Consider the following 26006-nt stretch of genomic DNA (forward strand, 5'->3'; position numbering starts at 1 on the left):
TCTAAATCTTAGGGTAAGCATGAAAATTTGCACTAAAACCCGCCCCTACTATTGCAGCATTTAAGGTGTGTCAGTCTACTAGAGTATTATTCATAGATATTCAAAGATATTGATTATACTTTCTGTTTCTGCTTTTGTTTATCTTTCTGTTTGAAAGCTGACATCCCCAGGAAACTTAAACCTAATCCCAACAAACTCAATGTAGAAGTAGGTTCAGGAACAGCTTGATTATATTCAGGAACAGCTTGATTATATTCAGAGTTTAGAACAGATATAGCTTCATTTGCTATTAACTGATAAAATTTTGTTGTAGGATGAATGTAATCCCAGTATAAGTATCCATCTGATAAGTTTCCATCTGGATCTGCAAGATTAACAGCACACCTAAATTTGTCGTCGCATTCTAACCAACTGTCTGTTACATTAGTAAAACCGAACTCACCGGGATTCTCAAGTATATTATCGAAAGTAGAGTTAACATCTAATAATGTGATGGTAACTTCAGACAACTCTTCCTCTAACTCAGCGATCTCTAACTCCAATTTTTGGTTATGATGATCTGTTAATTGATTGAATATGTTTTCATCTATACCTTGGATTTTATGAAAATCTGAGTTTGTGAATGATAGCAAGTTAGGGATCAGGAAGTTACGAGCGCCTACATCATATAAATTTTCAATACCATCGATCACATTCTCAACAGTTGTATCTACAATATCAGGAGAGTTACCTGCAATATAATCTTCTGTACCGAAAAGATAATCAATAGAACCTATCCAGAGAGTATACAGTGCATTAGAGTTAGCTGGCTGACCTTCAAGATCCCGTTCTACTAAACTTACCCAAACTTACCCATGAATGATTGCATGAGCTTTGGAGCTAGCTTCCTGTTTCCCAGAAGACCACTGACCGCAGTCTGTAACTTATCTTCTCCACAGGCTTAAAATCGCTTGGAACTCAAGCTACTTCTTCACATAGTTTTCTAGGTTGACAGCAGCATTAAAGTCTCTGTCAGCTTCAAATCCACAGTTGCTGCATTTATATGTCCTGGCACTCAATGGCATTTTTTGTTTCTGCCCGCACTCAGAGCAGATTTGAGAACTTGGATAAAACCTATCTGCTATTACTAATTCACTGCCATACCATTCACATTTGTATGTTAGTTGACGCCTGAACTCATAAAAGCCACAGTCTGCTATCGCACTTGCCAGTTTATGATTCTTGAGCATTCCACTTACATTCAAATCCTCTATGACTATGGTGCTGTGGTTTTTAGCTAGCCATGTTGTTAGTTTATGAAGTGTGTCAGCTCGGATGTCAGCTACTCTTTTATGAGCTTTTGATAGTCTTTTTATGGCTTTGGCTCTGTTTTTTGAACCAGGCTCTTTTTTCTTGACACGCCGTTGATAACGAGTTAATCGTTTTTTAGCTTGTTTGTATGGTTTGACGTTGGCAAATACTGTTCCATCACTACAAGTTGCTAGAGCATTTATGCCTACATCTACACCAATAATATCTCGTTGTTTTGGAGTCGGATTTGCTTCTTGCTCCAAATCATATTTGAAACTGATATACCAATCACCTGCTCTTTTAGATATTGTGACGTTTTTTACTCTGTAAGATGGTAAGATTTCATAAGTTTTTACTATTCCTATTCTAGGTAGTTTTATATAATTTCCTTGAAGAATCTGAATACTGCCTTCTAAATAGAAACTGTCTTTTTTCCCTTTTTTCTTAAACTTGGGAAATCCACTTTGAGGAATGCTTAAAAAGTTTTTAAATGCCTTTTCTAAGTCTCTTAAGGCTTGTTGAGGGGCACACTTTGATACTTGATAGTACCAAGGATTTTGGCTTTTCACTTCAGCTACCAAACGTTTATGCAAAGTGATAGCACTAGGGCGTTTCTTGGTTGATTTGTACTCAGTTATACAAGTTGCTAATCCCCAGTTATAAGCATGACGAGCTACACCTGCGTGTTTGGCAAGTATTGTTTTTTGGTAATTGTTAACTTTTAACTTGGTCTTGATTGATTGCATTTGAACACGCACACCATGAAAAAAAGTCTTTGATTATTGATAACAATTTTAATGTATGATAGCAGCTACTCAGCAAATTTTCAATATTTCTTAATATTTGTCTAACTTTGTCCAATTATTTGGCTTCAGTAGTTAGCCCCAGAAAAGAGTTAAGTTGTTTTCCTAAGCCACTATCTCCACTACTATTTCCACCTTTAGCAAAATTAGCTCCATCTGAAGACACACCACCACGACCAGGCTTATAAAAAGTTACAGGATCTAAATCTAAACACGATGATGCTAGAATATCTGTAAAAACATATCCGTTAGAAGCTCTACCCTCAAAATAAAGATCGGGTTTTTTAATAGTAACTCCGTTTGTATTTCCTGGGTCTGAAAGGCTATCCCCAAAAACAAACATTTGGGAAAAGTCTAAATTGCAATTTGCAGCGTAAACTGGTGCAGTGCCTATAGTTAGGGTAGACGCAGTTAGAGCCATGCTGAGTGACACCAATTTATTCATTGATTTAAGTTTTATTATTATAATAAATATACTCTGTTAAGTATAAATAAGAATTGTTAGTGTTTTATGAAAATTCAGTAAAGATTGGGGATAATTTCACTGTTTATATGAATATTTGATGAAGTAGGCATTTTTTTATTGACATGAGGGGGGGGTTTTGGTGTATATCGAGTTATCAGTTATCTTTAAAGTGTAAGTAAAATTTATAAGGAATGTCAAGTTAGGCTTAATCATTCAGCACAAAATTGGTAGTGGACTGACACACCTTAAATGGTGCAATAAATTTTTAGGAAAAGTCTGAATGTATCAGAGATTAAGTCATTTTTCTAATGCACAGTTTTAGCTGTGTCAGTCCAGTAGGGTGCGTTAGACAGCCAAAACTTTGACTATGAAAGACATTTAACAGTCAGTCGTAACGCACCATTGAATATGTGTCAATCCACTACAGTCTTTTTCACATATATTCAAAGATATTGATTATACTTTCTGTTTCTGCTTTTGTTTATCGTTCTGTTTGAAAGCTGATATACCCAGAAAACCGATACCTAATCCCAACAAACTCAATATAGAAGTAGGTTCAGGAACAGTCTGATTATATTCAGATTTCAGAGCATATAGAGCTTCATTCGCTATTACCTGATGACCTGCTTCTGTAGGATGAACTATATCCCAGAATAAGTATTCATCTGGATCGGGAATATTCTCATCACAGGATTTTACTGAACCATCTGCTCCTAAAAAGGCATCTGGGCAAACAGCTAAAACTGTATCTGACCAACTGTCTGTTACATTGGTCAAACCAAACTGACTAGGGTTATCAGCGAACTGAGGTAAAATAGGGTCAAAATTGAATAAGGTAATAGTAGCTTCAGACAAAGATTGTTCTAACTCAGCGATCGCTAACTCCAGTTTTTGATTATGCTCATTTGCTAATTCATTAAATATGTCAGATGTAGATGTACCTAATAATGGAGCTAAAGCTGTAAGTTCTAATGATGGTGTCAAGTTAGGGATTAGGAAGTTGCGAGCGCCTACATCATATAGAGCTTCAATACCATTGATAATATTATTAACAGTTGTATCTGGATTTGGTTCCGGCGGTGTTGGTATCAAGCCTATTTCAGATAGAGGAGTTGCAAGATAATCATTGGATCCCACCCAAATAGTATATAGTGCGTCCGAGTTTGCTGACTGATTTGTATCTAAAAGAGGAGCAATAAAACTCTCAAGTTGTTGTTTTAAACCTGGTAAACCAGTAATATTGTTTTGGTTTCCACTCTGGGCTCCAATTATAGCATAGTTAGCTCCATCTACAAAGACATCACTATTCAAAAAAGCTGTAGGGTTTATTAAGTCTGGATCTAAGTCTAAGGATGATGCTAGAGATTCTATCCAAACAGGTCCGTTAGAAGCTCTGCCTTTAAAAGATAGGGGAGAAAATGGTAAGTCTGGCAATTGTTCTTCTATGATACCAAGAAAATTTCCTGTATCTGAAAGACTATCCCCAAAAACAAACATTTGGGAAAAGTCTAAATGGGAATTTGCAGCGTAAACTGGTACAGTGCCTATAGTTAGAGCAGATGTAGTTAAAGCAATGCTTAGTGACACAACATTATTCATTTATTTAACCCTGATTAATGTAATAAATTTACTTTTAAATATAACCCACATTCCCTAGGAATGTCAAACTAGGTTTAATCATCATCAGTAAAATTTCGTAGGGGTACTAAATTATACTCAATTCTATTTTCCCAGTCTCCCCTCGTAGTATCAGTAATACCAATTAAACATAGGCGTGAAAAAGATACATACTTTTTGCGCTAACCCCCCCCTGTGTCCCCCTAAGAGGGGATGTTCAATAATGGATAATGGATAATCGATAATTGATAATTACCTCGGGTTTTAACCGTACGGGAATTGAATATAAGGAATATTGTCTTTGTTTTCCCCTTGAAAGGGGAGGCTTTTAACCTAAACTGTTTAATTATTTAATTATTTAATTATTAATTATCCGGTAAAAGGCAACAGGGAAAAGATTTTTAGGAAAAAGGTACGAAAAATGAAAGTGAAGTGACTTTTACTTCTCTTGTTTATGTTAAATAAAGGGCAAGTTGATTTTCTGGAGATACTAATTGGATAAATATTCGCTGCATAGGGAGATAAGAACCAGGAGGTGGGTTAAGCCATTTTATCATCAAAATAAATATAGCAATCCTATTTTATTTGTGTATAAAAATCTTAAGTATGCAAAATTAATTACACATTCTGCTGACTCTCTCTTGCCTGTTGCCAGATGAGCTGTTGTCTCTCTCAACTAGGAAATTTATTTTGCACAACTACTTAACTGTGAACAGGCGGGAGTTTCAGTTTTTTTATCTACTTTTTGATTACCCGCAACATAAGCGCGGATTGCTATATATCCTTATTGATGTTTTGTACTAATTAACCTCAAATGATATGATCTATTGTCGAAAATATTCAATAAATTATAGAATCTTATTGGCAATAATCTAGGTATTAATTTATGATTCACTCTAAACCGAAAATTTTAATTGTTTTTTTAGGGATGATTTTAGTAGCATTTCCATCATTAGCCAATGGTAATAATTTCGGAATATTTACCCCAAAAGAATCAGATATATATCAATCTAAAATTATAACTTCACAAGCTCCAGATACCTCCCCTTACATTCAGTTAGAAAACTTATTAGCAGAGAATAAATGGCAAGAAGCAGACGAAGAAACATACGATTTAATTTTAAAATTAACTCAAAGGACTAGAGCAGGAGGCATGAATACAAGAGCAATAAAAGAAAAAATTTCTTGTGAAGAAATTGGCAATATTGACCAACTCTGGCGGGAATATTCTGCAGATAAATTTGGTCTGAGTATCCAAATATCAATCTACTTAGAAACTGGCAATAAATTGGAAGGGTATAACCCACAAAGTTACCAAATATTCGGCGATCGAGTAGGTTGGAGAAAATCCAGAAAATGGAAAAAATATGAGCATTTAAATTTCTCCCAAGATGCTCCTAAAGGTCATTTACCAGTAGCTTTAAGAGAACCAGAAGTTACTGTGAATATTCCAGAATTTATGATTACTAAACGTTTGCGTCGGGTACTATATTCTAGGGTTAAAGAATGTGGACTATAATTAATACCTTATGGAAAAAATATTGTTAGGGTAGGGGTTTGGTTATGAAACCCTTACAGGTGATAAATTTTAGCTTTTAAGTAGTATAGCAATCATATTTCAGTTGTAAGATTTTAGTGGTAATTAGGAGTCAGATAGGGGAGCCGTCGGTAGGGCGACTTCATTAATGGATAATGGACAATGGATAATTACCTCTCCCTAAAACGGATTGGATTGACGTGGAGCGTGAAAATTTTTTCTGATCAAGGGGAGATTGGATATGGCTAGGTTTCCTCAGCATCCCATCCTAAGGGAATGCTCCGCAAACGACCGCTCTCTTGGTCGATTGGATATGGCGTTTCGGCTAAGAGCCGACATGAAAAGCGGAGCGGCTCTGCAAGAGCGGGAGACTTCGCCATCCCATCCTGACGGAATGCTGCGCAAACGACCGCTTGTTTCTCCTTTAAAGGAGAGGCTTTTTACCTTAATTATTCGATAAAGAACTCAGGAGTCAGGAGTTAGAATATAAAAGGATTTTGATCGATCTTAATTGTTCTTAAATATCTATTAAAATCATTCCTGATTGCTATAGTTCAATAATTAATAATTAATAATTAATAATTACCTTTCCTGAAAAAGAAGAGGATTGACTAAAAAGAATTTTTTTTCTGATCAAGGGGGAGATTGGATATGGTGTTTCGGCTATCGTCGTTTTGCTTCGCACAACGCGCGTTAACGCGAAGCAACATGAAAAACGTAGTTGTGTCCTAGCTAAAGGATGGCTTTTTCTCCTATTAAGAGAGGCTTTAAATTTTAATTATTTGGTAATATTATTTGACCGCGCTTGCTATAATACTAATTTAAAAAAAGAATGCTATACAAAAAAAGGCTCTAAATTTATACAGAAAAGGAGCTTTTATAATCCTATAAGATACCTATATATATGATTTATTGTCTTTATTTCTTCCTTTTTCCTTTTTCCCTATTTATTGCTGATACTATTTGTAATAAACATTTATTAATTTAGTATAAGTCAAAATCTCAAAAAAAAAGGCCATCAGAAAAAAAATCATCTAAAATCTACAAAAGTCGAGTAAATTCGGACATTGGATGGCCTGATAGTTCTTTTATAGCTGGAATGTTGACTTATCAAGATTTACTTATAGAATAAAAAACGATTTTGAAATTCATCAGCAGGAGTGAAGCTTTGAATAACGAAAGTCTGTCAGAAAATTTATCATTAGTCCAGGAAACTGTTGTAGATGAGATTCCCGAAGCAGTGCGAGACCCTCAAAAGGATGAAGAAATTATCCCAACTCAACCTAACAATAAAAAATGGATTTGGAGTTGGATGGGAATAGTTGTTTTGGTGGGAGTAGTTATTCTAGGGTTACAAGTTCAATCTAATCTCAACCAAGTTAATGCTTCATCATCTCAAACTGAAACTGATAGTATTAAGGTAGCTAGTTCTGCTGACACAGAAACTCCTATAATTGAGCCAGAGAAAAATCCCCTTGCAGATTTGCCTTACTCACAAATAGCAGAAATAGAATTAGCATATATAGTTGCTGATAGTGATATTCGATTGCAAATAAATGCAGCAAAAAAGTTTCAGGAAATGCTTTATGCTGCTAGAAATGATGGGATTAATTTAGTAGCTTTGAGAGGATTTCAGTCTAAGTCTGACTTGGAAGCTTTGGTAAGTAATACTAATACTATTAATTCAAATTATACGGAAAATTTTTCGCCTCTAAGTTATGGGGAATATATAACAGGTTATGCTGTTGATATTGGGGATAAAAATGTACCTGAAACTTACCAAAATGTGGCATTTGAAAATACGGCAGCTTTTCAGTGGCTAAAAAATAATGCTGCTTACTTTAGCTTTGAAATGATACCTGTTGATGATGAGAAAGGTGTTGGTTATGAACCTTGGCATTGGCGTTATGTAGGCGATCGCCACAGTCTAGAAACATTTTATAAAAATTTACCTAATATCATCTCTGAAGAATCAGAGTTAGTTCGAGAAAATCAAGAATTAAGTAGCGGTGAATAATTGGAATTTAGGATAATGGAAAAAATTAATAAATTAGCAATTGTTGGAGGAACACACGGGAATGAATTTACAGGGATATATCTTGTCAAAAAATTTGAAAAGTTTCCAGATTTGATTAGCAGAACAAATTTTGAGACTAAAACATTATTGGCTAATCCTCTAGCATTTGAATTAGTTACAAGATACATTGATACAGATTTAAACCGTTGTTTTAAAGTTGAGGATTTAGAAAATAGTACAAACCTTAACTATGAAGAAAGTAGAGCAAAATTTATTAATCAAATGCTAGGACCGAAAGGGAATCCTAAATTTGATTTTCTTTTGGATTTGCATAGTACTACTGCCAACATGGGATTAACAATTGTTTTGGTAAATAATCATCCTTTTAATTTAAAAATGGCTGCTTATTTAAGTTCGGTTGAACCAGATGTAAAAGTGTATAGTTGGATTAATCCAGGAGTGGAAAATTCTTTTTTAAATTCTATTTGTGAACGTAATATTGGCATTGAAGTAGGTCCGATCGCTCAAGGAATTCTCCAGGCAGATTTATTTCAGAAAACAGAAAAATTAGTTCAGATAAGTTTGGATTTCATTGAACATTTTAATGAAGGTAAGCTACATCATATAAATGGGGATATTGTCGTTTATAAACATTTGAAAGTTGTGGATTATCCTAAAACTGAAGATGGAGAAATAGCAGCAATGATTCATCCTGAATTACAAGGGAGAGATTATCAAAAATTAAGTCCAGGTGAGCCACTGTTTTTAACTTTTGATGGCAAAACAATTTATTATCAGGAAGAAACTCCTGTCTGGCCAGTTTTTATTAATGAGGCGGCTTATTATGAAAAAGCAATTGCTATGTGTTTGACAAAACAAGAGAGTATCACAGTTTAATATATCAGAACTAGCACTTATCTATTAGCTTTTTTGTTTCGATAATTCTGTTTTGCTTTCAAAACTAAATACTGTATCTCCTAAAGATGAAATATAACCAGATAATTTGACTTTGGAAAGAGAAAAAAAAGTAGTTTTTTCATACAGTTTTGCTCTGACGCTCGCTTGTTTAAGCAGAGATGATACCAAATCCTGAAGCTATAATAATGCTATAGTTCCTCAAGACTTCAGTTATTAAGTCATAAATCAGGAATTTTTTTAAATATTCTAGGCATTAAGCGAAGATATCTTATTCGGTAAAATCCTATTGCCTACTCCCTATTCTCAAGAAGATATAGCAAGAGTTTTGAGATTTGGTATTAGATTTGGTATTATAGAACATTAAGAACAATTTTTTACTTTGGATTTGGATATGAAAGTATTATTAATTAAATTAATTAAAGGCTACAAAATTTTAATTTCGCCAATGTTACCTCCATCATGTCGTTTTCAACCGACTTGTTCAGAATATGCGATGGAGGCGATCGAAAGATTTGGAATTTTTAAAGGTAGTAGAATGGCAGTTATGCGAATTTTACGTTGTCATCCTTTTCATCCAGGTGGTTATGACCCGGTACCTCCGAAAGATTCAACAATTAATAATTAATAATTATAGCAATTCTCATAGTTATGAGGTAAGGTCTAATATCTCCAGTTTCTTGATATTTTTTGATTAATTTTTGAATAAAACTTTTGCTTACTTCAAACCTTTGAGTTAGTTTTCTTATAGAAATTTTTTCATAATCCCAAATTTCTACAATTTTTTTTCTAAAGTCTATAGAATAAGGTTTCATCAATTTAGGCGTTAGTGGAGCTTTGCGTCAGCAATCGCTATAAATATTATCCCTCTTACTGTACCTTATGACTCTGGGAAATGCTATAATCCTACATTCCGCACGACAAAATGTAGCATGAAAAATAGGAGACAGGAGACAGGAGACAGGAGACAGGAGACAGGAGACAATTATAGTGGTCAATAGGAGTAAGTAATTGAGTATTTATACTTAATATTTTCCTGAGAATCTGACTGCTGAGAAAGGTCAATGAATAGGAGCTATATAGTATAAATACCTACCAAGTTACCGTTTTTTTATACTACTTTTAATGTTACAATTTGAAGTGCGGAATGTGAGTATAATAATTACCTCTTCTTAAAAAGAATAAGATTGGCTAAAAGGAATTTTTTCTTTAAGAGCAAATCTTCCGATTTTTCGTTCTCCCCCTACTCCCCTACTGCGCCACTAGCCTATTTCTCATAGTAATACTAATTCACTTTAAAGATATCACAAATAGTTGGGAACTGATGATGTGAAATAATAAGCTAAAATTACTGTATAACCATTACTTTAAGTCTATCGACTTTCACTTATGACTTCCGTGAAACAGTATAACTATAGCAATCCTATTTTATTCGTGGCAAAAATCTTACTGCTTTTTAGGGAACAGGCAACAGGGAACAGGGAACAGGTAAGAGTTTCAACCTTTTTATTTACTTTTTAATCACCCGCAACCTATTTAGGATTGCTATATTGAGTCATAAATGATATTAGTCTGGTTTAATAGTTAGTATCTTTCCGTGAGAGTTATTGCTGTTCCACATTTTTTTAATTTGGTGAAAAATTATCTTTCATAGCTAAAATTTTCTCTGCCACATTTTCAGCAAGAGGCATTACAGATAATCTATTTCCTTTCCTCACAACTAATAATTCATCCCCAGTAAATTGTTGTTTCAAATTAGCTAAAGATATTAACTTAGAAAATTCTTCTACAAATTCTACAGAAACAGTTTGCCATCGAGGGGAATTAGGAGTAGATTTCGGATCGTAATATTTGCTTTTTGGGTCAAATTGAGTAGGGTCAGCAATACCACTTTCCAAGATTTTTACTAACCCAATAATTCCAGGAGGTGTGGTATTAGAATGATAGAAAAATGCTAAATCTCCAGAATTCATTTGTCGCAAAAAATTGCGTGCTTGATAATTTCTGACTCCATCCCAAATACAAGTTTTTTCTTGTTTCATATCTGAGATACTGTAAGTTTTTGGTTCTGATTTTATTAGCCAATATTTCATAATTAGGGAATAGAGAGTAGGGGGTAGGGAATAGGGAATGGGAGAGTAGGGAGTAGGGAATAGGGAGTAGGGAGTAGGGAATAGGGAATAGGGAATAGGGAGTAGGGACGTTGCATGCAACGTCCCTACAAGGTTATAATTTTTTTACAAATCATTTCATAGTGCTATATAAATTTATATTCAAAAAATGAACTCAATTTCACCCAGAAAAGCATTAAATAAAGCATATTTAAAGGTAAGACCCAGTAGGAAAGATATTGAAAAATTTAAAGACAATCTGAAGTTACTTTTAGAGCAAATCAACGAAGCAGAATCAGAGGAATTTCATAAAAATCTAATTTCCCAATTTTTACAAGATACTTACTATAAACCCAAACATTTCATCAATACAAAAGGGCGCAATGACCTAGTAATTCACAATAGCAAAGACCAGAAAAGTAATGTTAATGTAATACTAGAAATTAAGAAGCCAACTAATACAAAAGAAATGCTCAAAGTCGATAACCTGAATACTAAAGCATTTCAAGAGTTGGTATTATACTTTTTGCGCGAACGTTTACAAGAAAATAATAACCTAGAAATAAAACATTTGGTAGCTACTAATGTTTATGAATGGTTTATTTTTGATGCGCAGGAATTTGAGAAATACTTTATTCAAGACAAAAATTTAGTTAAACAATTCCATGACTTTGAGGCAGGAAGATTAACAGGTAAAAAAACTGAGTTTTTCTACGGAGAAATTGCTCAACCAGCTATTGAAAGTATTAAAGGTGAAATTACGTTTACTTACTTTGATATTAGAGAATATCAAACCTATTTACAAAGTACAGAAATTAAAGATGACAAACGATTAATAGTTTTATATAAACTACTTTCTCCAGAGCATCTATTAAAATTACCTTTTGCTAATGATAGTAATAGTCTTGACAAAAAATTTTACGGCGAACTACTTCATATTATCGGTCTCACTGAAATTAAAAAAGCTAATAAAAAGCTGATTCAGCGTTCAACGGAAAATAAACGAAACCGAGGTTCACTTATAGAAAAAGCAATTTTTCAGCTTGATAGTTTAGATAAAATTTCTAGACTAGAAAAACCAGAGCAATATGGGGAAAATTCTGAAGAGCAACTTTTCAATATAAGTTTAGAGTTAGTGATAACTTGGATTAACAGAATTCTTTTTATTAAGTTACTGGAAGCTCAATTAATTAATTATCATAAAGGCGATCGCTGTTTTGCGTTTTTGAATTTGGAAAAAGTACCAAGCTATCAGGAATTAAACAATCTTTTCTTTAATGTATTGGCTCGAAAATATAGCGATCGCCAGGGCAAGGGAAAAGATATTTTTGCTAAGGTTCCTTATTTAAATAGTTCCCTATTTTAACCAACATAAATGGAACAAGAAACCATATTTATTAGTAATCTAACGGAGGAAAAACTACCTATATTTTCGGAAACAGTTTTTAAAGATAGTCAGGGTAAAAAACGTCAAGGTGAACTTAATTCTCTACAATATTTATTTGAATTTCTCAACGCTTACGATTTCAGTAGTGAAGGTTCGGAAGCAATTCAAGAAGATAATAAGACTCTAATTAATGCTTCTGTATTGGGGTTAATTTTTGAGAAAATTAATGGTTATAAAGACGGCTCATATTTTACTCCTGGTTTTATTACTATGTATATGTGTCGTGAAACAATTAGTAAAGCAGTTGTACAGAAGTTTAACGATCTGAAAAGTTGGAATTGTCAAAATCTTGAACAACTTTTTTATGACAAAATTACAGATAAAAAGGAAGCTAATCAAATTATTAATAGTTTGAAAATTTGCGACCCCGCAGTTGGTTCAGGACATTTTTTAGTTTCCGTTCTCAATGAAATTATTGCTATAAAAAGCGAATTGAAAATTTTATTAGACAGAAAAGGAAGAACTTTAAGAGATTATCAAGTCGCTGTAGTTAATGATGAGTTAATAGTTACTGATGATGATGGAGAATTGTTTGAGTATTATCCGAATAATCAAGAATGTCAACGAGTACAAGAAGCTATTTTTCACGAAAAACAGACAATTATTGAAAATTGTTTATTTGGGGTAGATATTAATCCTAATTCTGTCAAAATTTGTCAGTTACGGTTATGGATAGAGCTTTTGAAAAATGCTTATTATCAACCAGAAACTGATTATACTGAGTTGGAAACTTTGCCGAATATTGATATTAATATCAAGTGCGGTAATTCTTTGATTAGTCGTTATGGTTTAGATTCTGATTTACGACTAGCTTTAAAGAAAAATAAATGGAATATTGAGATTTATCGGAATGCTGTACAAACTTATCGCAGTGCTGAAAGTAAACAGCAAAAGCGAGAAATGGAAAGGTTGATTCAGGATATTAAAGGTAATTTTAGAACAACACTTCAAGGAACAGACCCCAAGAAGAAAAAGTTAAGAAATTTAGAGTATGAAGTTGATGATTTAGTGAATCAAAATCAATTGTCATTATTTGAGGAAACAAAAGCTGAAAAAAAAGCTAGAGAGAAAAAGATTGTTAAGTTAAATAATCAGATTGATAAATTAAGAGCTGAAATTGAAGAAATAGAAAGTCGTAAGGTTTATGAGAATTCTTTAGAATGGCGATTTGAGTTTCCCGAAGTATTGAATGATAATGGTGATTTTGTCGGGTTTGATGTGGTTATTGGTAATCCACCTTATGGAGTATTACCTTCAAAATTTCAGTGGGCTATTTTGCTTAATAAATACAAAACACTAGGCATTAATAATTTATTAAAATACAGTTACTTTACATTTTGTTTGTTAGGTTTAAAAGATATTTTAAAGCCTTATGGTTATCTATCTTAGAGACTGTTTGTAAAATAAGTATTAAGAGAACATGCGAGTGACTAAAATCTAAAAGCGGTAATACTTCAAGAGATTGAAATTTGGTAGGTAGAGAAGTATTCAGTACATATATTCCTAGATTTTTAAGCGACAAATATTTGTCTTGATTTCTTCCTCCTTATTCCCTATTCCCTATTCCCTATTCCCTGTTCCCTGTTCCCTGTTCCCTGTTCCCTGTTCCCTATCTCCTTTTTATATTTCCTTTACAAACAATCTCTTATATAGTGCCCAATACTTGGAAATTAATTTATTCAGCCTATGATTTCAGGCAGAGCTTAATCGGGGAATTTTATTTGATATGTATAGATGAGTTTAAAACAAAAGTATTTGATGAAGCAACGGTAGATTGTGACGTTCTGCTTATACAGAAAAATAAAATTCAAAGCTATATATTGCAAGCTAACCAGAGAAGTAAAGATTTGATTCAAAGAACAATTACTATCTCAAATGTAAGTTTGTCTAAACAATACTTCTTCAATTTTTCTCTTAGTCAAAAGGAGCTATTAATTTTAGATAAAATCGGCTCAAATTCCTTTTTAATCAAGGATTATTTTGAAATAAAAAATGGCGTCAAACCCTATGAAGTAGGTAAAGGTTTTCCACCACAAACTCAAAAAATACTGAATCAAAAGCCTTATACCAGTGAAGTTAAATTCGACTCAACATTTCAGCCATTAATAGGTGGTCGTTACTTTAACAAGTATGTCATTTTATGGAATAAGAATTTTTGGATTAGTTATGGGAAATGGCTTGCAGCTCCAAGAGAAGAATCAATATTCAAAGCTGATGAAAAACTAATTTTTAGACAGACTAGCGATCGAATAATTGGTACATGGATTCAATCTGGGTTTATTATACGAGATAATACCCATATTATTCTTAAAAAAAATGAAACATTTAACCTGAAATACTTACTAGGTATTTTAAACTCTAAGTTAATAGATTTTTTTTATACTGGAATTAATCCGGAAAAAGGCGAAGCTCTAGCACAAGTAAAAGCATTTCATTTAGGAATGTTACCCTTTTACCCAATTGATTTACAGGAGCAAATTCCTTTTGTAGAAATAGTTGATAAAATACTCACAAAAAAAAATCCAACCCTAATGCTGATACAACAGAATTAGAAACAGAAATAGACCAATTAGTTTATCAACTCTATAAATTAACAGAAGAGGAAATTAAAATTGTGGAAGAAAAAACAACCTAGCTCAAAATATTTACCTAAAAATATTAGATAGCGATCGCCAGTTTTGGCTATACTAAAAAGTAGACTTTTTCAACTTGTTTAACGAGTTGTCTAAAGTCAAGAAAAATAGATTGTTTAAATAACGAGCGCTCGATATAAAAAACTAAAATTTTCTGACAACCAATAACTAATAACTGAAATACCATGAACCAAACCCAAACCCAACTACCCACAGACACTTGGATAACAGCAACTTGGTCAGAATATATCCAAATTTTTGAAGACCCAAGTTATGAAAAAGCCAAAGTTTACTACCACAAAGGAAAACTCAGAATAGAAATGTCACCATTAGGAAATGACCACGCTAAAGACCATGCAGTTATTATGGGTGCAATTGTTTTATTTGCTACGACTAAAAATATTGCCCTGAGTAGTAGAGATAACTGTACCTACCGCAAAACTGGATTTCGGGCAGTTCAACCTGATGCTTCCTATTACATTGGGGAAAATGCTGATGTCATTCCTCGGGGAACTTCTTTTATTGACCTGGATATTTATCCTCCACCAACTCTAGTTATCGAAGTTGCTAATACTTCTCTTCCTGATGATATAGGACAAAAACGTTTGGTTTATGAAGCAGTTAATGTTGCTGAATATTGGATAGTTGATGTGCAGAATGTAGAAATTATTGCTTTTGCTGTTGCTGACGGTGGTAGTAGAAAAATCGATCGCTCTCAAGTTTTGCCTGGTTTAGACATTTCTTTATTAAATGAGGTACTTCAGCGCACTCGTCAAACAAATGAAACTCAAGTTTATATTTGGTTATTAAATCAGTTTCAGTCATAGAGAATAAAGAAGTAGCGGAGTAGAGAGGTTGCATGCAACCTCTCTACAAGGTTATAATTATCAGGACTTACACACTATACCTTTTCTCACAAAAACATGAACCAAACCCAAACCCAACTACCCACATATCTTGCTGATGATAAAGGGGAAAAAGGTTTGCTTTATGAAGCAGTTAATGTTGCTGAATATTGGATAGTTGATGTGCAGAATGTAGAAATTATTGCTTTTGCTGTTGCTGACGGTGGTAGTAGAAAAATCGATCGCTCTCAAGTTTTGCCTGGTTTAGACATTTCTTTATTAAATGAGTTTCAATCGTAGGGGTTTGGTCTCCAAACCCCAAAAAATAAGTAGTGGACCGACACAGCTAAAATGGTGCATTAGAATAGCCAGCTCAAAGTTACTATTGCCTAGACAAGCGATATAGCTGCCGCACTTGCTCCGCCAACGCTAAAAATAGACAGTCGGGAGCCACAGCTAAAATGGTGCATTAGATATAGTCAGCAACGGAGAATAAGACTATGGGAAGAGGTCGGCGCGATCAAGTAATTCTGAGGGTAGAACAGAAGGATAATCTAGAAAAAATCCCTCGAAATGGCCATGCACCAGCTAAAAAAATTCTACACGCTCGAATTTTGCTAATGTGTGACGAAGCAGAACAGACCACGAGCATCTGGACAGATGAAGAAATAGCAGAAGCTTTAAATGTACATAGAAACACAGTTAGACGGGTTCGCCAAAGATTCCTCACCAAAGGGGAAAAACCTGCCCTCAATCGATACCCTCGAAACGCTCCACCCACCCCCCCAAAAGTAGATGGGGCAAAGTTACGCACAAATCATTGCTCTGTGTTGCTCTGAGCCACCCGAAGCCAGAGCCTCCTGGACCATCAGATTATTAACTTCAGAACTCCAACAGCGACAAATTGTCACCGAAATTTCCCGTGAAACTGTACGTCGTACTTTAAAAAAAACCAATTACGGCCTTGGAGAACTCAGAGGTTTTGTATCCCCGAAAGAGATTTGGCGAGATTTGTATCTCAAATGGAAGTAATCTTAGACCTTTACTGTAGTATTCATGACCATGATGAACCTTTAATTACTATGGATGAAGCTGCAATACAGTTACAAGGACATCTATACCCACCCATAGAAATGAAACCCCATCAAGACAAAAAACAGGACTATCATTACACTCGTCAAGGGGTGCAAGCTTTATTCATGTTTTTTGACCCGAATAGAGGATGGCGGAGGGTGAGCAATCGTATGGAGTCGTACTCGTTATGACTGGGCACAGGAAATTCGTCAGCTTTTAGATGTAGATTATCCCCAGGCTCGAAAAATCAAGTTAGTTTGTGATCATCTCAACACTCATAACATTGCTTCATTGTACGCAGCATTTCCTGCTCCCGAAGCTCATCGCTTGGCGAGACGTTTAGAAATCTATCATACTCCCCGTAATGGCAGTTGGTTAAATGTGGCCGAGATTGAACTGAGCATTTTCAGTAAACAGTGTTTAGACAGACGCATTCCTACTACTGAGGAGCTGCACAAAGAGTTATCAGCATGGAATCAAGAGCGTAATCAAACTGCTAGTAAGGTCATTTGGCATTTCTCCACTGACGATGCCAGAGTCAAACTGCAACATCTTTATCCTATGTTTGAAACTCCCGAACAGCGATAAATTACCTATTTTTGATTATCTATTTTTAGCGTTGGCGGAGCAAGTGCGGCAGCTATATCGCTTGTTTTTGATTATCTATTTTTAGCGTTGGCGGAGCAAGTGCGGCAGCTATATCGCTTGTTTTTGATTATCTATTTTTAGCGTTGGCGGAGCAAGTGCGGCAGCTATATCGCTTGTTTTTGATTATCTATTTTTAGCGTTGGCGGAGCAAGTGCGGCAGCTATATCGCTTGTTTTTGATTATCTATTTTTAGCGTTGGCGGAGCAAGTGCGGCAGCTATATCGCTTGTCTAGGCAATAGTAACTTTTAGCTGGCTATTCTAATGCACCATTTTAGCTGTGTCGGTCCACTACAAATTTTGCTTAAACAACTAGATTAATTTTGAAGATAACTTAAACAAAATGCAGCAATTTCTAGACAGTAAAAAAATATCAGAATTATCCAGCAGAATAGAATACCTAGAGGAAACAGTTATCACTCTAAAAAATCGGTTAGTTAATGTTGAATATGATGTTGGGGTAACTAATAGCAACCTCAGAGATAAAGTGGAAGAATTAGAGTTTTTTCCTAATCCTGATTCTGATGAAGGAGAGGCAAATTGTAACTTTAATATTTAGGTTGTAGTCGGAAAAGAAATAGTGCGAACATCTTGCTCGCAAATATTCAGATCGGAAGCTACAACCAAAAGTTCAGATGGGCAAATACTATTTGATTTATTCCAAGTTTCTGTGATTAAATCTTTGCCCACCCTACAGACACTTAATTGGGATCGATACCCAATTCCCGCAACCTGGCCTCAAGTTCTGCTAACTTCTGCTCCGCTTGTTCAGCGCGTTGTAAAGCAGACTCCTTTTCCTGCTTTTCCTGTTCAGCACGTTGTAAAGCAGACTCCTTTTCCTGCTTTTCCTGTTCAGCGCGTTGTAAGGCTAACTTCTTGTCCAGTTTCTCTTGGTTCGCACGTTCAGCACCAGTAGGAATCACATTTCCCTCAACATCGCACCAACGTAACCAAGTATCCTGCTTGCCTTCAAATTCTCCTGACCATAAAGTTAACCCCAACCCGACTTTTTCTAACCAAGTTTCCGTCATTTGCTGATAACCGTTTGCCCTCAACTCATATACTTGCAGCAGAGACTCTCCTAATTTTTGCAATGGATCGAAAACCGCATAATACCAGACTCCTATTCGTGCATAACCTGCAAGTTTACTACCCAACTCGTTCCCCACTTTGTTAGAAACTATTTCCACTACCACATCTGGTGCTTTACCAAATTCCCAAGTATAATAGCTGCGGTTTTCTCTTTCCCGCCAATCGTCAGGTATTGTCACATCTAGACTCAGGAAAACATCAGGCACTAAAGCTGGTTTGTTGACAGCATAAAATACTCCCACATTCGCTGCCGCCAAAAACCGACTACTACCATCTACACCCAACCATGAATCATATAAACAGTTTGTCAGCAGACATTGTTGCTTTTCTGATTGAAAATTATCCACTGGAGTGTCATCCTCTATGATTAAATGGCTAATATCGGGAGCAGCTATTTCTTCTATTTCTACTGCTATTTCATCTGTTTTGATTTTAGATATCATATTCAGCTTGCTAATTTACTTAAGAATAAAATATTTACAAGGATTGATTGTATTATATACTAAAATTAAATAATTATAAGTCCGACAAAAATCAAAACGATGAAAAAAATTAACCTTAATTTTAGTGGATTCCAGCGTTTTTGGGCAGTTGCAAAATCTTACTGGTGGGAGTCGGAAGAAAAATGGAAAGCCATTGGTTTACTCTTATTTCTCATATTTTTATTAATTTTCCATGCCCGAATGAATGTTCTGCAAAATTCACAAAGAGGGGAATTTATCTCCGCATTGGCAAATCAAGATGCGGGAAGATTTTGGCAGGCTGTCCTCATGTATCTTGGAGCTGTTTTGATATATATGCTAATTCTAGCTTATGGTCACTATTTAGAAGATAAAATTCGTTGGTTTTGGAGAGGTTGGCTAACGAATTTTTATCTACAAAAATACATGAAAAATCAAAAGTTTTATGAGCTAGGTTCTTGGACGGGAAAAATTGATAATCCGGATCAGCGTATTTCTGAAGATATTGAAAATTTTTGCCACATGGCTTTGACTTTGTTTATGCACTTTAGTAGAGCTTTTTTTAATATCTTTGCTTTTGGAATTGTTCTCTGGTCAATTTCTCACAACCTTGTGATTTTACTAATTGTATACGCTTCTGTGGGAACGTTAATAACAACAGTTGGATTTGGTAGTATTTTAATTCCTCTGAAAGCAGAGCAACTGAAACGAGAAGCTAACTTCAGATTTGGTTTGGTACGGATTCGTGAAAATGCTGAATCTATAGCTTTTTACAGAGGTGCAGTTCGTGAGTTGAATAATCTGAAACAGATATTCAATAGAGTTTTAAGTAATTACAATAAAATTATTGCCTGGGAGAGAAACTTAGAGATTTTTAGCAATGGATATCAGGCAATTACTTGGGTATTACCTGCTTTAATTCTCGGACCAAGAATTTTAGCTGGCGATACTGAGGTAGGAGTTTTGACAGAAGCGGGAGGTGCTTTTATCAATGTATTTAATTCTCTAATTGTTATTATCAGACAGTTTGAGCGAATGACTAATTTTGTGGCAGCGATCGAACGTTTGGAGAGTTTTGAAAAAGTTCTAGATGAACCACAAACATTACCAACAGAAGAAACACCGACAATTGAGGTCGTTGAAGATTCACGTTTACATTTGGAGCATCTGACTTTACAAACTCCTAACTACCAACGAACTTTAGTCAAGGATGTATCTGTAGAAGTAAAAGCAGGGGAGGGAGTATTAATTGCCGGAGCAAGTGGTGGTGGCAAAAGTTCAATTTTACGAGCGATCGCTAGTTTGTGGAATTCAGGAAGTGGGAAAATTTACCGACCAAAATTAGAGGAAATTCTGTTTTTACCACAAAACCCTTATCTGATTTTTGGTTCCCTGCGCGATCAATTACTCTATCCACGGACTGACCTAAATATTTCTGATGCAGAAATTTATCAAGTGTTAGAAGAAGTTAACCTACCAGACTTAGCCGAAAGATTTGGAGGTTTAGATGCAATTGAAGATTGGGAGCGTGTTTTTTCTATGGGAGAACAACAACGGGTTGCTTTTGCTCGTTTGTTGCTGACTCAACCTCGTTATGCAATTTTAGACGAAGCGACTAGCGCTCTGGATGTTAAAAATGAACAAAATCTCTACAAACATTTGCAAAGTCTATCAACTACTTATATTAGTGTGGGGCACCGCCCGACTTTATTGCAATATCACCAACAAGTTTTAGAAGTGGTTGGCGATGAAACTTGGCGAGTGAGTAGTGCCCAAGATTACAAATTTTTAGCAAGTGGTTAATTACACCCTCGAATTCTCCTAATGTGTGATGAAGCAGAACAGACCACGAGAATTTGGAGTGATAAAGAAATATGTGCATTCACTTCTCTTAGAGAAATCAAGCATATCCCAATCAAGTGATTCAGTTGTTTTCGCGATCGCCTAATTCAATAATGGCTAGAACTTTCTGGGAAACTTTCGTTCCCAACTCTCTAGGGAACTGCTTTACAAAGACGAGGTGGTCGTCTAACTAGTCAATCTCGTCAATCTCGCTGGTCAGGGAATAAAATTTGTGAGTAATATTGCTATTCAAAGTTATTGTCTGATATTCCGAACTTCAAATTGAAGCATAACCTTTTATGCAAAGTATCTAGATTTTGTTAAGTATAATTACTCATTAAATTAGATAATAAGAATACCTACATTTCGTATTTCAAAATGTAGTTTTATACATGGCGAGTCAAAAGTCAGGATTCAATGGACACTGCCAATTGGATAAATAAATACAAAGCCAATTTAAAAATGATTTTTTTAAGTATAAACACTTATTACATTACAGGCATTCATACTACTTTTAGTATTTGAAAATGAAAAATTTATCTTATTGCCAATAAATATGTATTAATTTATACTTAAATTCAAACTTTTAATATATTTTTATATTTTTTTAGATTTTTTTAGATTTGATATACAATTATTTATATTTAGTAAACATTTGTATATTTTCTGTATATATTTATGTGAGTAAAACTACGGAAAAATTTTTTAGTATGAAAAAGATTAGTATGAAAGAGATATTGAGTTTGATTGAACACAAGCAGGTGGAGTTCAGTCAGCATTCCCTATATAAATTCCTCAGAAACGAGGCTATTGCTCCTCAAAAAAGACTAGCTTTTGCACCTTGCTTTGCCTTTTTCGTCATGGGTTTTGGAGAACTGAATACTTGTGTTTTTCGAGACATCCTAACAGATGATCCAATTCAAGATTTAATTAATCAGTATACTTATGAAGATAACAAACATTGGATTTGTTTTTTAGAGGATTTAGAAAAACTCGGAATAGACTACTCACTTCAATTTAGTAAGACTCTCAGATACCTTTGGAGTAAAAAAACTAATTTCTCTCGCTGGACTACTTATAGACTGTATCGACTTGCCTATCAAGCGCATCCTATTCAAAAATTGGTTATGATCAAAGCAATTGAAGCGATCGCCAATATTTTTCTCAGTGCAACGGCAAAAGCAGTAATTGATTTACGGGAAATTTCTCAACAGACATACTATCACTTTGATCGGTATTACTTCTTGGTAGATTATAATTATCAGATGCACTCGCAAGAGCAAGAAAAATTCATTAGACATCTCCAAATTCCAGTCAAATTGCATAAAAATCTTGATAAAGTTGTTAAAGAGGTCTTTGAGATTTTCACAGAATTCTCCAGTGCTATTTTGGAGTATACCAAAACTCATTGTATTGATGAACCTTTGAAAGATATGGCAATACTTGATGAGCTAAGAAACTTGAAGCAAAAATTCCCAATTAATAGATAATAGATATCTCCAACATAAAAATTAAGGGCTTCAAGGATTAAAGTTCTATTTTTGTTTTTCCTCTTGTTCCCTTGCTTTAAAGACTTTTTATACCAATTTCATCAACTTAGGCTACACTACTTATCTTACTGAAACTTGAAATAATTTCCGGAGATTACTGTAGGTCAAAATTTTGAGCCTATAATATCAAATCCGGTTGAATACTTATTATATGGTTGGGGGAGATGGGGATATGGGGAGATGGGGAGGTGGTTCTATTCAATATTGAAGTAATTTATAGAATTATCAACATATATTATATAACCAGATTCTATATAAAATCTTAATGCATGAATGGATTAATGCATGACTTTTAACTTCCATGAAACGGTATTATTATTTATCATAATATTTTAAAAATAACCACAAGAGCTTCTCATAACCAAGAAGCTCTGTCGCGATCTAATTTTGAAGAGGTGGGAAATTATCAGGATTTTAATTTAGCAATTGATTTGATTTAAGCCTTATTGGCTGATTTCTTTTTGGATAAAATACCTGCACCAGCAAATAAACTTAAAGCAAGTATAGAAGAAGGTTCAGGTACTCTCTCAGATGAAACTTCATCATCGAATTCTTCATATTCGTATGTCACTGTAACACTTGCTCCAGACTGTGTAGAAATAATAGAAGCAATGTTAGCTGCACCTGTTACTTCTGAAGAAGTTAAAGTAGAGAATAAAAACTCTACATTATCATCACCAGTGAAGAAATCTAATACAGCTTGGTCATTATAAAAGTTCTCTCCACTTAATGAAGCTATTAGTCCCTCAAAGGTGCTACCAGAAGTACCTGCAAAATCTATATCACCATCAAAAGCAGTTGCATCAAATGAATCTGATGCAGTCACTTCTTCTTCAAAAGTCGGGTTATTGAGACTATCAGTAGACTCAAGTAACTGCAAAATACCTTCAAGACTAAAAGTTATAGTTTGAGCTTGTGCATCCAGACTCTCTATTTGGGAATCGCCAACGATTTGTCCATCAAAGCCAACTGTGACACTTTGAAGTGTACCAAGACTACCATCGAATTTTTCAAGTGATAAGAGGGCATCCGTAATATCTGTTGGTGCTAGATCAACAGTGTCCGTATAAGTTTTAGTCAGAGCATTAGCAATACCAGCATTAGCCATTACACCAGTAAATGCAACTGTAGCAGTTAAACCAGCAAGGAATTTAGAGTTAATCATGTTATTGATTATGTTTTGGATTTGTGTTTGTTTTATTAGTTACTTTATAACAATTCCCTTTAAAGAAAGCAAGTATTTCTACTTGATATTTACAAAAACTTCATAAAAACTAAGTATTTTGACTTAATTTTTGCCAAAAGTCCAAAATGCAAACGTCAAAAATTATCTCTGATATCAAATCCGCTCGGGTTCGGTGTAAAAAAATGTTCCATCTTCAGCTATTGCCAAGTCTTTCTAGCTCTCCCCATCTCCCCACCCTCTATATCTAATTACACTAATGCTACCGGATTTTATCTAACTGAGGCGCGATAATTTAGAAATGTCTTAACTTTTACTTCGATTGCTATATTTTTGGATAAGTATTTCAAGGATTAAACTTCTCTATAAAATATTGATTTTTCGTAAATGATAGTAGTTGCTATAATACTCTTAGAATCCTAGTAATTCTATCGTTGAGGAGTCAGGAGTCAGGAGTCAGGAAAAAAAATACTTGAACCATTGAATTATATGATGTCTTGAATAGTATCTCTGTGTTAAGAGGAAGTAATTTTGCGATTATTGCATAACGGGATTTGATATTAGACCTGAATATAATAGAATTAACTAAACCGATTTTTTTGGTGAGGTTTCTGAAACCCCGCCTCTCTAAACAGCGGGGTAGTTCATCCTTCTTCAAACAGATACCATTGCAGCTTCTAACTTTACTATTAATTTTAAACCAAACTCTTCTTCAAACGCCTCCTTCTTATATTCCAAACTCCACAACTCCAAAGCACAATCATCTTTAGGGTCAGTAGGTCGTAACCAGATATGAAATTCCCGTTGATTTTTGTTTAACCAACATTTCACATTAGCGATCGCTCCTTTTTGTCGCCTATCTAAAGCTATCGCTAACCGCAACAATGCACTCAATTCAGATACCACTTGTTGATATTTTTTGGGTAAATTTTGATAATGCTCGTGTTTTTTCTTAGGTAAACTCTTGCGGTGATAACGAGCTAAATTAGCAATAACTTCAATTTCAATCTGACTATACCCCAATAACTCCCCATTTCTAATCAAATAATAAGAATGTTTATGGTGATCTGAATGACTGACATATATACCAGAGTTATGCAAAATTCCGGCTGACCATAATAATTCTCGTTCATCATATCCCCACTCATGCAGCAGTCCCTGAGTTTGGTCAAATAAATACAACGCCCAAGAAGCAACCCGTTCGCTATATTCCATATTGACCTGATATTTTTGGGCAATTTTTAGGGTGTTACGTTGGCGAATTGAACTTTGGAAACGGAGGCGGTTGTCTATCAAACCATGATTCAACATCCAGTCAACTATTACCCCCTCCCGCAAACTTCTTTCACAGACAGTTATCGACTCCATCTCCAATAAACTCATTGCTTCCTGTAACACCACAGCACCCGCCAAAATAATTTCTGCTCGCTTTTCAGACATTCCAGGAAGCTCTAGTCTTTCAGAAATAGATAGCTTCCTCAACTTATTCACCAACTCTTCCAACTCGGCAAAACTAAACTGATAACCCCCCAGGGGAGTTGGTACATTCCCCAATTTTTCATAAGCATGAATACTTGCTAAAGCTTCAATAGTACCAGCAGTTCCCACTAACCGAGGTTTTTCACCTTTGTTGATGTTAGCTAATAATTCTTCTGTCGGACGTTCCAATAAACCTCTAGTGTATGCTTGCAAATATGCAAACTGACTCTTACTAATGGGGTCAGTGGTAACAAATTCTTTCGTCAGACGTACTGCACCTACTTTTGTACTACTTAGAGTTCTCGGTGTATCCCTATCACCTAATATCAACTCTGTCGAACCTCCACCAATATCAATAATAATATGGGGTTGGTTGTTAAATTCCATTGCTGAAAGCACCCCTAGATAAATTCGTCGTGCTTCTTCTTGACCGGAGATTAAGTTAACATATAGGTTTAACTCATCAGCTATTCTGTTGAGAAATTCTTTGCCGTTGGGTGCTTCCCGTACAGCACTGGTAGCAACTGTGATAGTTTGTTCCGCATTAGCACTTTTGGCAATTTTTTGGAAACGCTCTAAAGTAGCGATCGCTCTATCCATTACTTCTGGTTTTAAATTACCCTTCGTTCCGCAGTCTCCCAGTCTGACTGTTTCTTTGTCTCGGTCAATAATGGTAAAAGCGGGTAACCTGGGGTCAATTTTTACTACCACCAAATGTAACGAGTTGGTACCCATATCTATTGCTGCCAAGATACGGTCTTTGTTTCCTAGTGGAGTAGGAATTCTAACTAGAGGAACAGATGTAACCATATAAATGTGTCCTAATTTACAAGTTTGTTAAATTTTAGATTAAATAATGTCATCTGTTTTATTATGACAAAAAATGACTAAAATGGACTTTTACTATTGACAAATTAGGCTGCTTAAGGTATGGGCTAAGAGAAAAAACTGGTAAAACAGGCATCTTGCCTGTAACAAAAAAAAACTTGTAGCACAGG

General features: G+C 34.8%; 18 protein-coding genes and 4 pseudogenes. 12 read left to right on the plus strand and 10 right to left on the minus strand.

Annotated elements, in window-relative coordinates; all coding sequences use genetic code 11:
- Positions 1–113: 113 nt before the first annotated feature.
- From ACP6PM_RS36835 to ACP6PM_RS25245, 5 genes and pseudogenes are all read right to left on the minus strand, one after another.
- On the minus strand, positions 114–290 hold the full coding sequence (locus tag ACP6PM_RS36835; protein WP_472847523.1) for a PEP-CTERM sorting domain-containing protein: 177 nt from the start codon (positions 288–290) through the stop codon (positions 114–116).
- Positions 291–794: pseudogene (locus ACP6PM_RS25230) on the minus strand (SGNH/GDSL hydrolase family protein); the annotation flags it as partial.
- A 168-nt stretch (positions 795–962) separates the two neighbouring features.
- Positions 963–2036: an RNA-guided endonuclease InsQ/TnpB family protein gene (locus ACP6PM_RS25235; RefSeq protein WP_426589529.1), complete on the minus strand. Its 1074-nt coding sequence runs from the start codon at positions 2034–2036 to the stop codon at positions 963–965.
- Positions 2037–2151: 115 nt separating this feature from the next.
- Positions 2152–2538 (minus strand): SGNH/GDSL hydrolase family protein, encoded by a 387-nt coding sequence (locus ACP6PM_RS25240; protein ID WP_426589531.1) that lies wholly within the window; start codon positions 2536–2538, stop codon positions 2152–2154.
- Positions 2539–3015: 477 nt separating this feature from the next.
- Entirely contained in the window at positions 3016–4158 is a 1143-nt protein-coding gene (locus ACP6PM_RS25245; protein WP_426589533.1) for an SGNH/GDSL hydrolase family protein, read from the minus strand.
- 904 nt (positions 4159–5062) lie between these two features.
- On the opposite strand from ACP6PM_RS25245, the gene ACP6PM_RS25250 reads away from it, so the two are divergent.
- The 4 genes from ACP6PM_RS25250 (at position 5063) to yidD (ending at position 9273) form a co-directional block, all read left to right on the plus strand.
- Positions 5063–5695 carry a GUN4 domain-containing protein gene (locus ACP6PM_RS25250; protein WP_426589534.1) on the plus strand — a complete coding sequence of 211 codons (633 nt, stop codon included), beginning with the start codon at positions 5063–5065 and terminating at the stop codon, positions 5693–5695.
- 1159 nt (positions 5696–6854) lie between these two features.
- A complete protein-coding gene (locus tag ACP6PM_RS25255) occupies positions 6855–7730 on the plus strand; it encodes a M15 family metallopeptidase (RefSeq protein WP_426589536.1) in 876 nt (291 codons plus the stop codon).
- Between the two features lie 15 nt (positions 7731–7745).
- Positions 7746–8627 carry an aspartoacylase gene (locus tag ACP6PM_RS25260; RefSeq protein ID WP_426589538.1) on the plus strand — a complete coding sequence of 294 codons (882 nt, stop codon included), beginning with the start codon at positions 7746–7748 and terminating at the stop codon, positions 8625–8627.
- A gap of 412 nt (positions 8628–9039) precedes the next feature.
- A complete protein-coding gene (gene yidD / locus ACP6PM_RS25265; protein ID WP_426589540.1) occupies positions 9040–9273 on the plus strand; it encodes a membrane protein insertion efficiency factor YidD in 234 nt (77 codons plus the stop codon).
- A 31-nt stretch (positions 9274–9304) separates the two neighbouring features.
- Here yidD and ACP6PM_RS25270 read toward each other — a convergent pair.
- Positions 9305–9460: pseudogene (locus tag ACP6PM_RS25270) on the minus strand (IS630-like element ISMae26 family transposase); the annotation flags it as partial.
- Positions 9461–10270: 810 nt separating this feature from the next.
- Positions 10271–10738: an EVE domain-containing protein gene (locus ACP6PM_RS25275; RefSeq protein WP_426589542.1), complete on the minus strand. Its 468-nt coding sequence runs from the start codon at positions 10736–10738 to the stop codon at positions 10271–10273.
- A gap of 187 nt (positions 10739–10925) precedes the next feature.
- Here ACP6PM_RS25275 and ACP6PM_RS36840 point away from each other — a divergent pair.
- From ACP6PM_RS36840 to ACP6PM_RS25310, 6 genes and pseudogenes are all read left to right on the plus strand, one after another.
- Positions 10926–13592: pseudogene (locus ACP6PM_RS36840) on the plus strand (DUF7149 domain-containing protein).
- A gap of 263 nt (positions 13593–13855) precedes the next feature.
- A complete protein-coding gene (locus ACP6PM_RS25290) occupies positions 13856–14755 on the plus strand; it encodes a TaqI-like C-terminal specificity domain-containing protein (protein ID WP_426589548.1) in 900 nt (299 codons plus the stop codon).
- 266 nt (positions 14756–15021) lie between these two features.
- A complete protein-coding gene (locus ACP6PM_RS25295) occupies positions 15022–15663 on the plus strand; it encodes a Uma2 family endonuclease (RefSeq protein WP_426589550.1) in 642 nt (213 codons plus the stop codon).
- A 96-nt stretch (positions 15664–15759) separates the two neighbouring features.
- Positions 15760–15981, plus strand: a complete 222-nt coding sequence (locus ACP6PM_RS25300) for a hypothetical protein (protein ID WP_426589552.1) — start codon at positions 15760–15762, stop codon at positions 15979–15981.
- A 200-nt stretch (positions 15982–16181) separates the two neighbouring features.
- Positions 16182–17343, plus strand: a pseudogene (locus ACP6PM_RS25305) (IS630 family transposase).
- A gap of 401 nt (positions 17344–17744) precedes the next feature.
- Complete coding sequence (locus tag ACP6PM_RS25310; protein ID WP_426589554.1) at positions 17745–17960, plus strand: hypothetical protein; 216 nt, start codon at positions 17745–17747, stop codon at positions 17958–17960.
- 142 nt (positions 17961–18102) lie between these two features.
- On the opposite strand, the gene ACP6PM_RS25315 is transcribed toward ACP6PM_RS25310, so the two are convergent.
- The gene (locus ACP6PM_RS25315) at positions 18103–18936 is read right to left on the minus strand and encodes a Uma2 family endonuclease (protein WP_426589556.1); all 834 of its coding nucleotides are present in this window, start codon (positions 18934–18936) and stop codon (positions 18103–18105) included.
- Positions 18937–19035: 99 nt separating this feature from the next.
- Between ACP6PM_RS25315 and ACP6PM_RS25320 the strand changes: the two genes are divergently transcribed.
- Positions 19036–20757: an ABC transporter ATP-binding protein/permease gene (locus tag ACP6PM_RS25320; RefSeq protein WP_426589558.1), complete on the plus strand. Its 1722-nt coding sequence runs from the start codon at positions 19036–19038 to the stop codon at positions 20755–20757.
- A gap of 749 nt (positions 20758–21506) precedes the next feature.
- Positions 21507–22286, plus strand: coding sequence for a hypothetical protein (locus ACP6PM_RS25325; protein ID WP_426589560.1), 780 nt, complete (start codon positions 21507–21509; stop codon positions 22284–22286).
- 496 nt (positions 22287–22782) lie between these two features.
- On the opposite strand, the gene ACP6PM_RS25330 is transcribed toward ACP6PM_RS25325, so the two are convergent.
- Positions 22783–23511: a PEP-CTERM sorting domain-containing protein gene (locus tag ACP6PM_RS25330; RefSeq protein ID WP_426589562.1), complete on the minus strand. Its 729-nt coding sequence runs from the start codon at positions 23509–23511 to the stop codon at positions 22783–22785.
- A 672-nt stretch (positions 23512–24183) separates the two neighbouring features.
- Entirely contained in the window at positions 24184–25818 is a 1635-nt protein-coding gene (locus ACP6PM_RS25335) for a Ppx/GppA phosphatase family protein (RefSeq protein WP_426589564.1), read from the minus strand.
- Positions 25819–26006 lie beyond the last annotated feature (188 nt).

It is taken from the genome of Dapis brunnea BLCC-M229, assembly GCF_050015995.1.
GTDB lineage: Bacteria > Cyanobacteriota > Cyanobacteriia > Cyanobacteriales > Microcoleaceae > Trichodesmium.

Excerpts from the sequence above, each read along its gene's own strand:
- ACP6PM_RS25315 (WP_426589556.1), bottom strand. The coding sequence starts at position 18,936 with ATGATATCTAAAATCAAAACAGATGAAATAGCAGTAGAAATAGAAGAA.
- ACP6PM_RS25295 (WP_426589550.1), top strand. The coding sequence starts at position 15,022 with ATGAACCAAACCCAAACCCAACTACCCACAGACACTTGGATAACAGCA.
- ACP6PM_RS25320 (WP_426589558.1), top strand. The coding sequence starts at position 19,036 with ATGAAAAAAATTAACCTTAATTTTAGTGGATTCCAGCGTTTTTGGGCA.
- ACP6PM_RS25275 (WP_426589542.1), bottom strand. The coding sequence starts at position 10,738 with ATGAAATATTGGCTAATAAAATCAGAACCAAAAACTTACAGTATCTCA.
- ACP6PM_RS25310 (WP_426589554.1), top strand. The coding sequence starts at position 17,745 with ATGCAGCAATTTCTAGACAGTAAAAAAATATCAGAATTATCCAGCAGA.
- ACP6PM_RS25325 (WP_426589560.1), top strand. The coding sequence starts at position 21,507 with ATGAAAAAGATTAGTATGAAAGAGATATTGAGTTTGATTGAACACAAG.
- ACP6PM_RS25300 (WP_426589552.1), top strand. The coding sequence starts at position 15,760 with ATGAACCAAACCCAAACCCAACTACCCACATATCTTGCTGATGATAAA.
- ACP6PM_RS25240 (WP_426589531.1), bottom strand. The coding sequence starts at position 2,538 with ATGAATAAATTGGTGTCACTCAGCATGGCTCTAACTGCGTCTACCCTA.
- ACP6PM_RS25245 (WP_426589533.1), bottom strand. The coding sequence starts at position 4,158 with ATGAATAATGTTGTGTCACTAAGCATTGCTTTAACTACATCTGCTCTA.
- yidD (WP_426589540.1), top strand. The coding sequence starts at position 9,040 with ATGAAAGTATTATTAATTAAATTAATTAAAGGCTACAAAATTTTAATT.
- ACP6PM_RS25235 (WP_426589529.1), bottom strand. The coding sequence starts at position 2,036 with ATGCAATCAATCAAGACCAAGTTAAAAGTTAACAATTACCAAAAAACA.
- ACP6PM_RS25260 (WP_426589538.1), top strand. The coding sequence starts at position 7,746 with ATGGAAAAAATTAATAAATTAGCAATTGTTGGAGGAACACACGGGAAT.
- ACP6PM_RS25330 (WP_426589562.1), bottom strand. The coding sequence starts at position 23,511 with ATGATTAACTCTAAATTCCTTGCTGGTTTAACTGCTACAGTTGCATTT.
- ACP6PM_RS25335 (WP_426589564.1), bottom strand. The coding sequence starts at position 25,818 with ATGGTTACATCTGTTCCTCTAGTTAGAATTCCTACTCCACTAGGAAAC.
- ACP6PM_RS25250 (WP_426589534.1), top strand. The coding sequence starts at position 5,063 with ATGATTCACTCTAAACCGAAAATTTTAATTGTTTTTTTAGGGATGATT.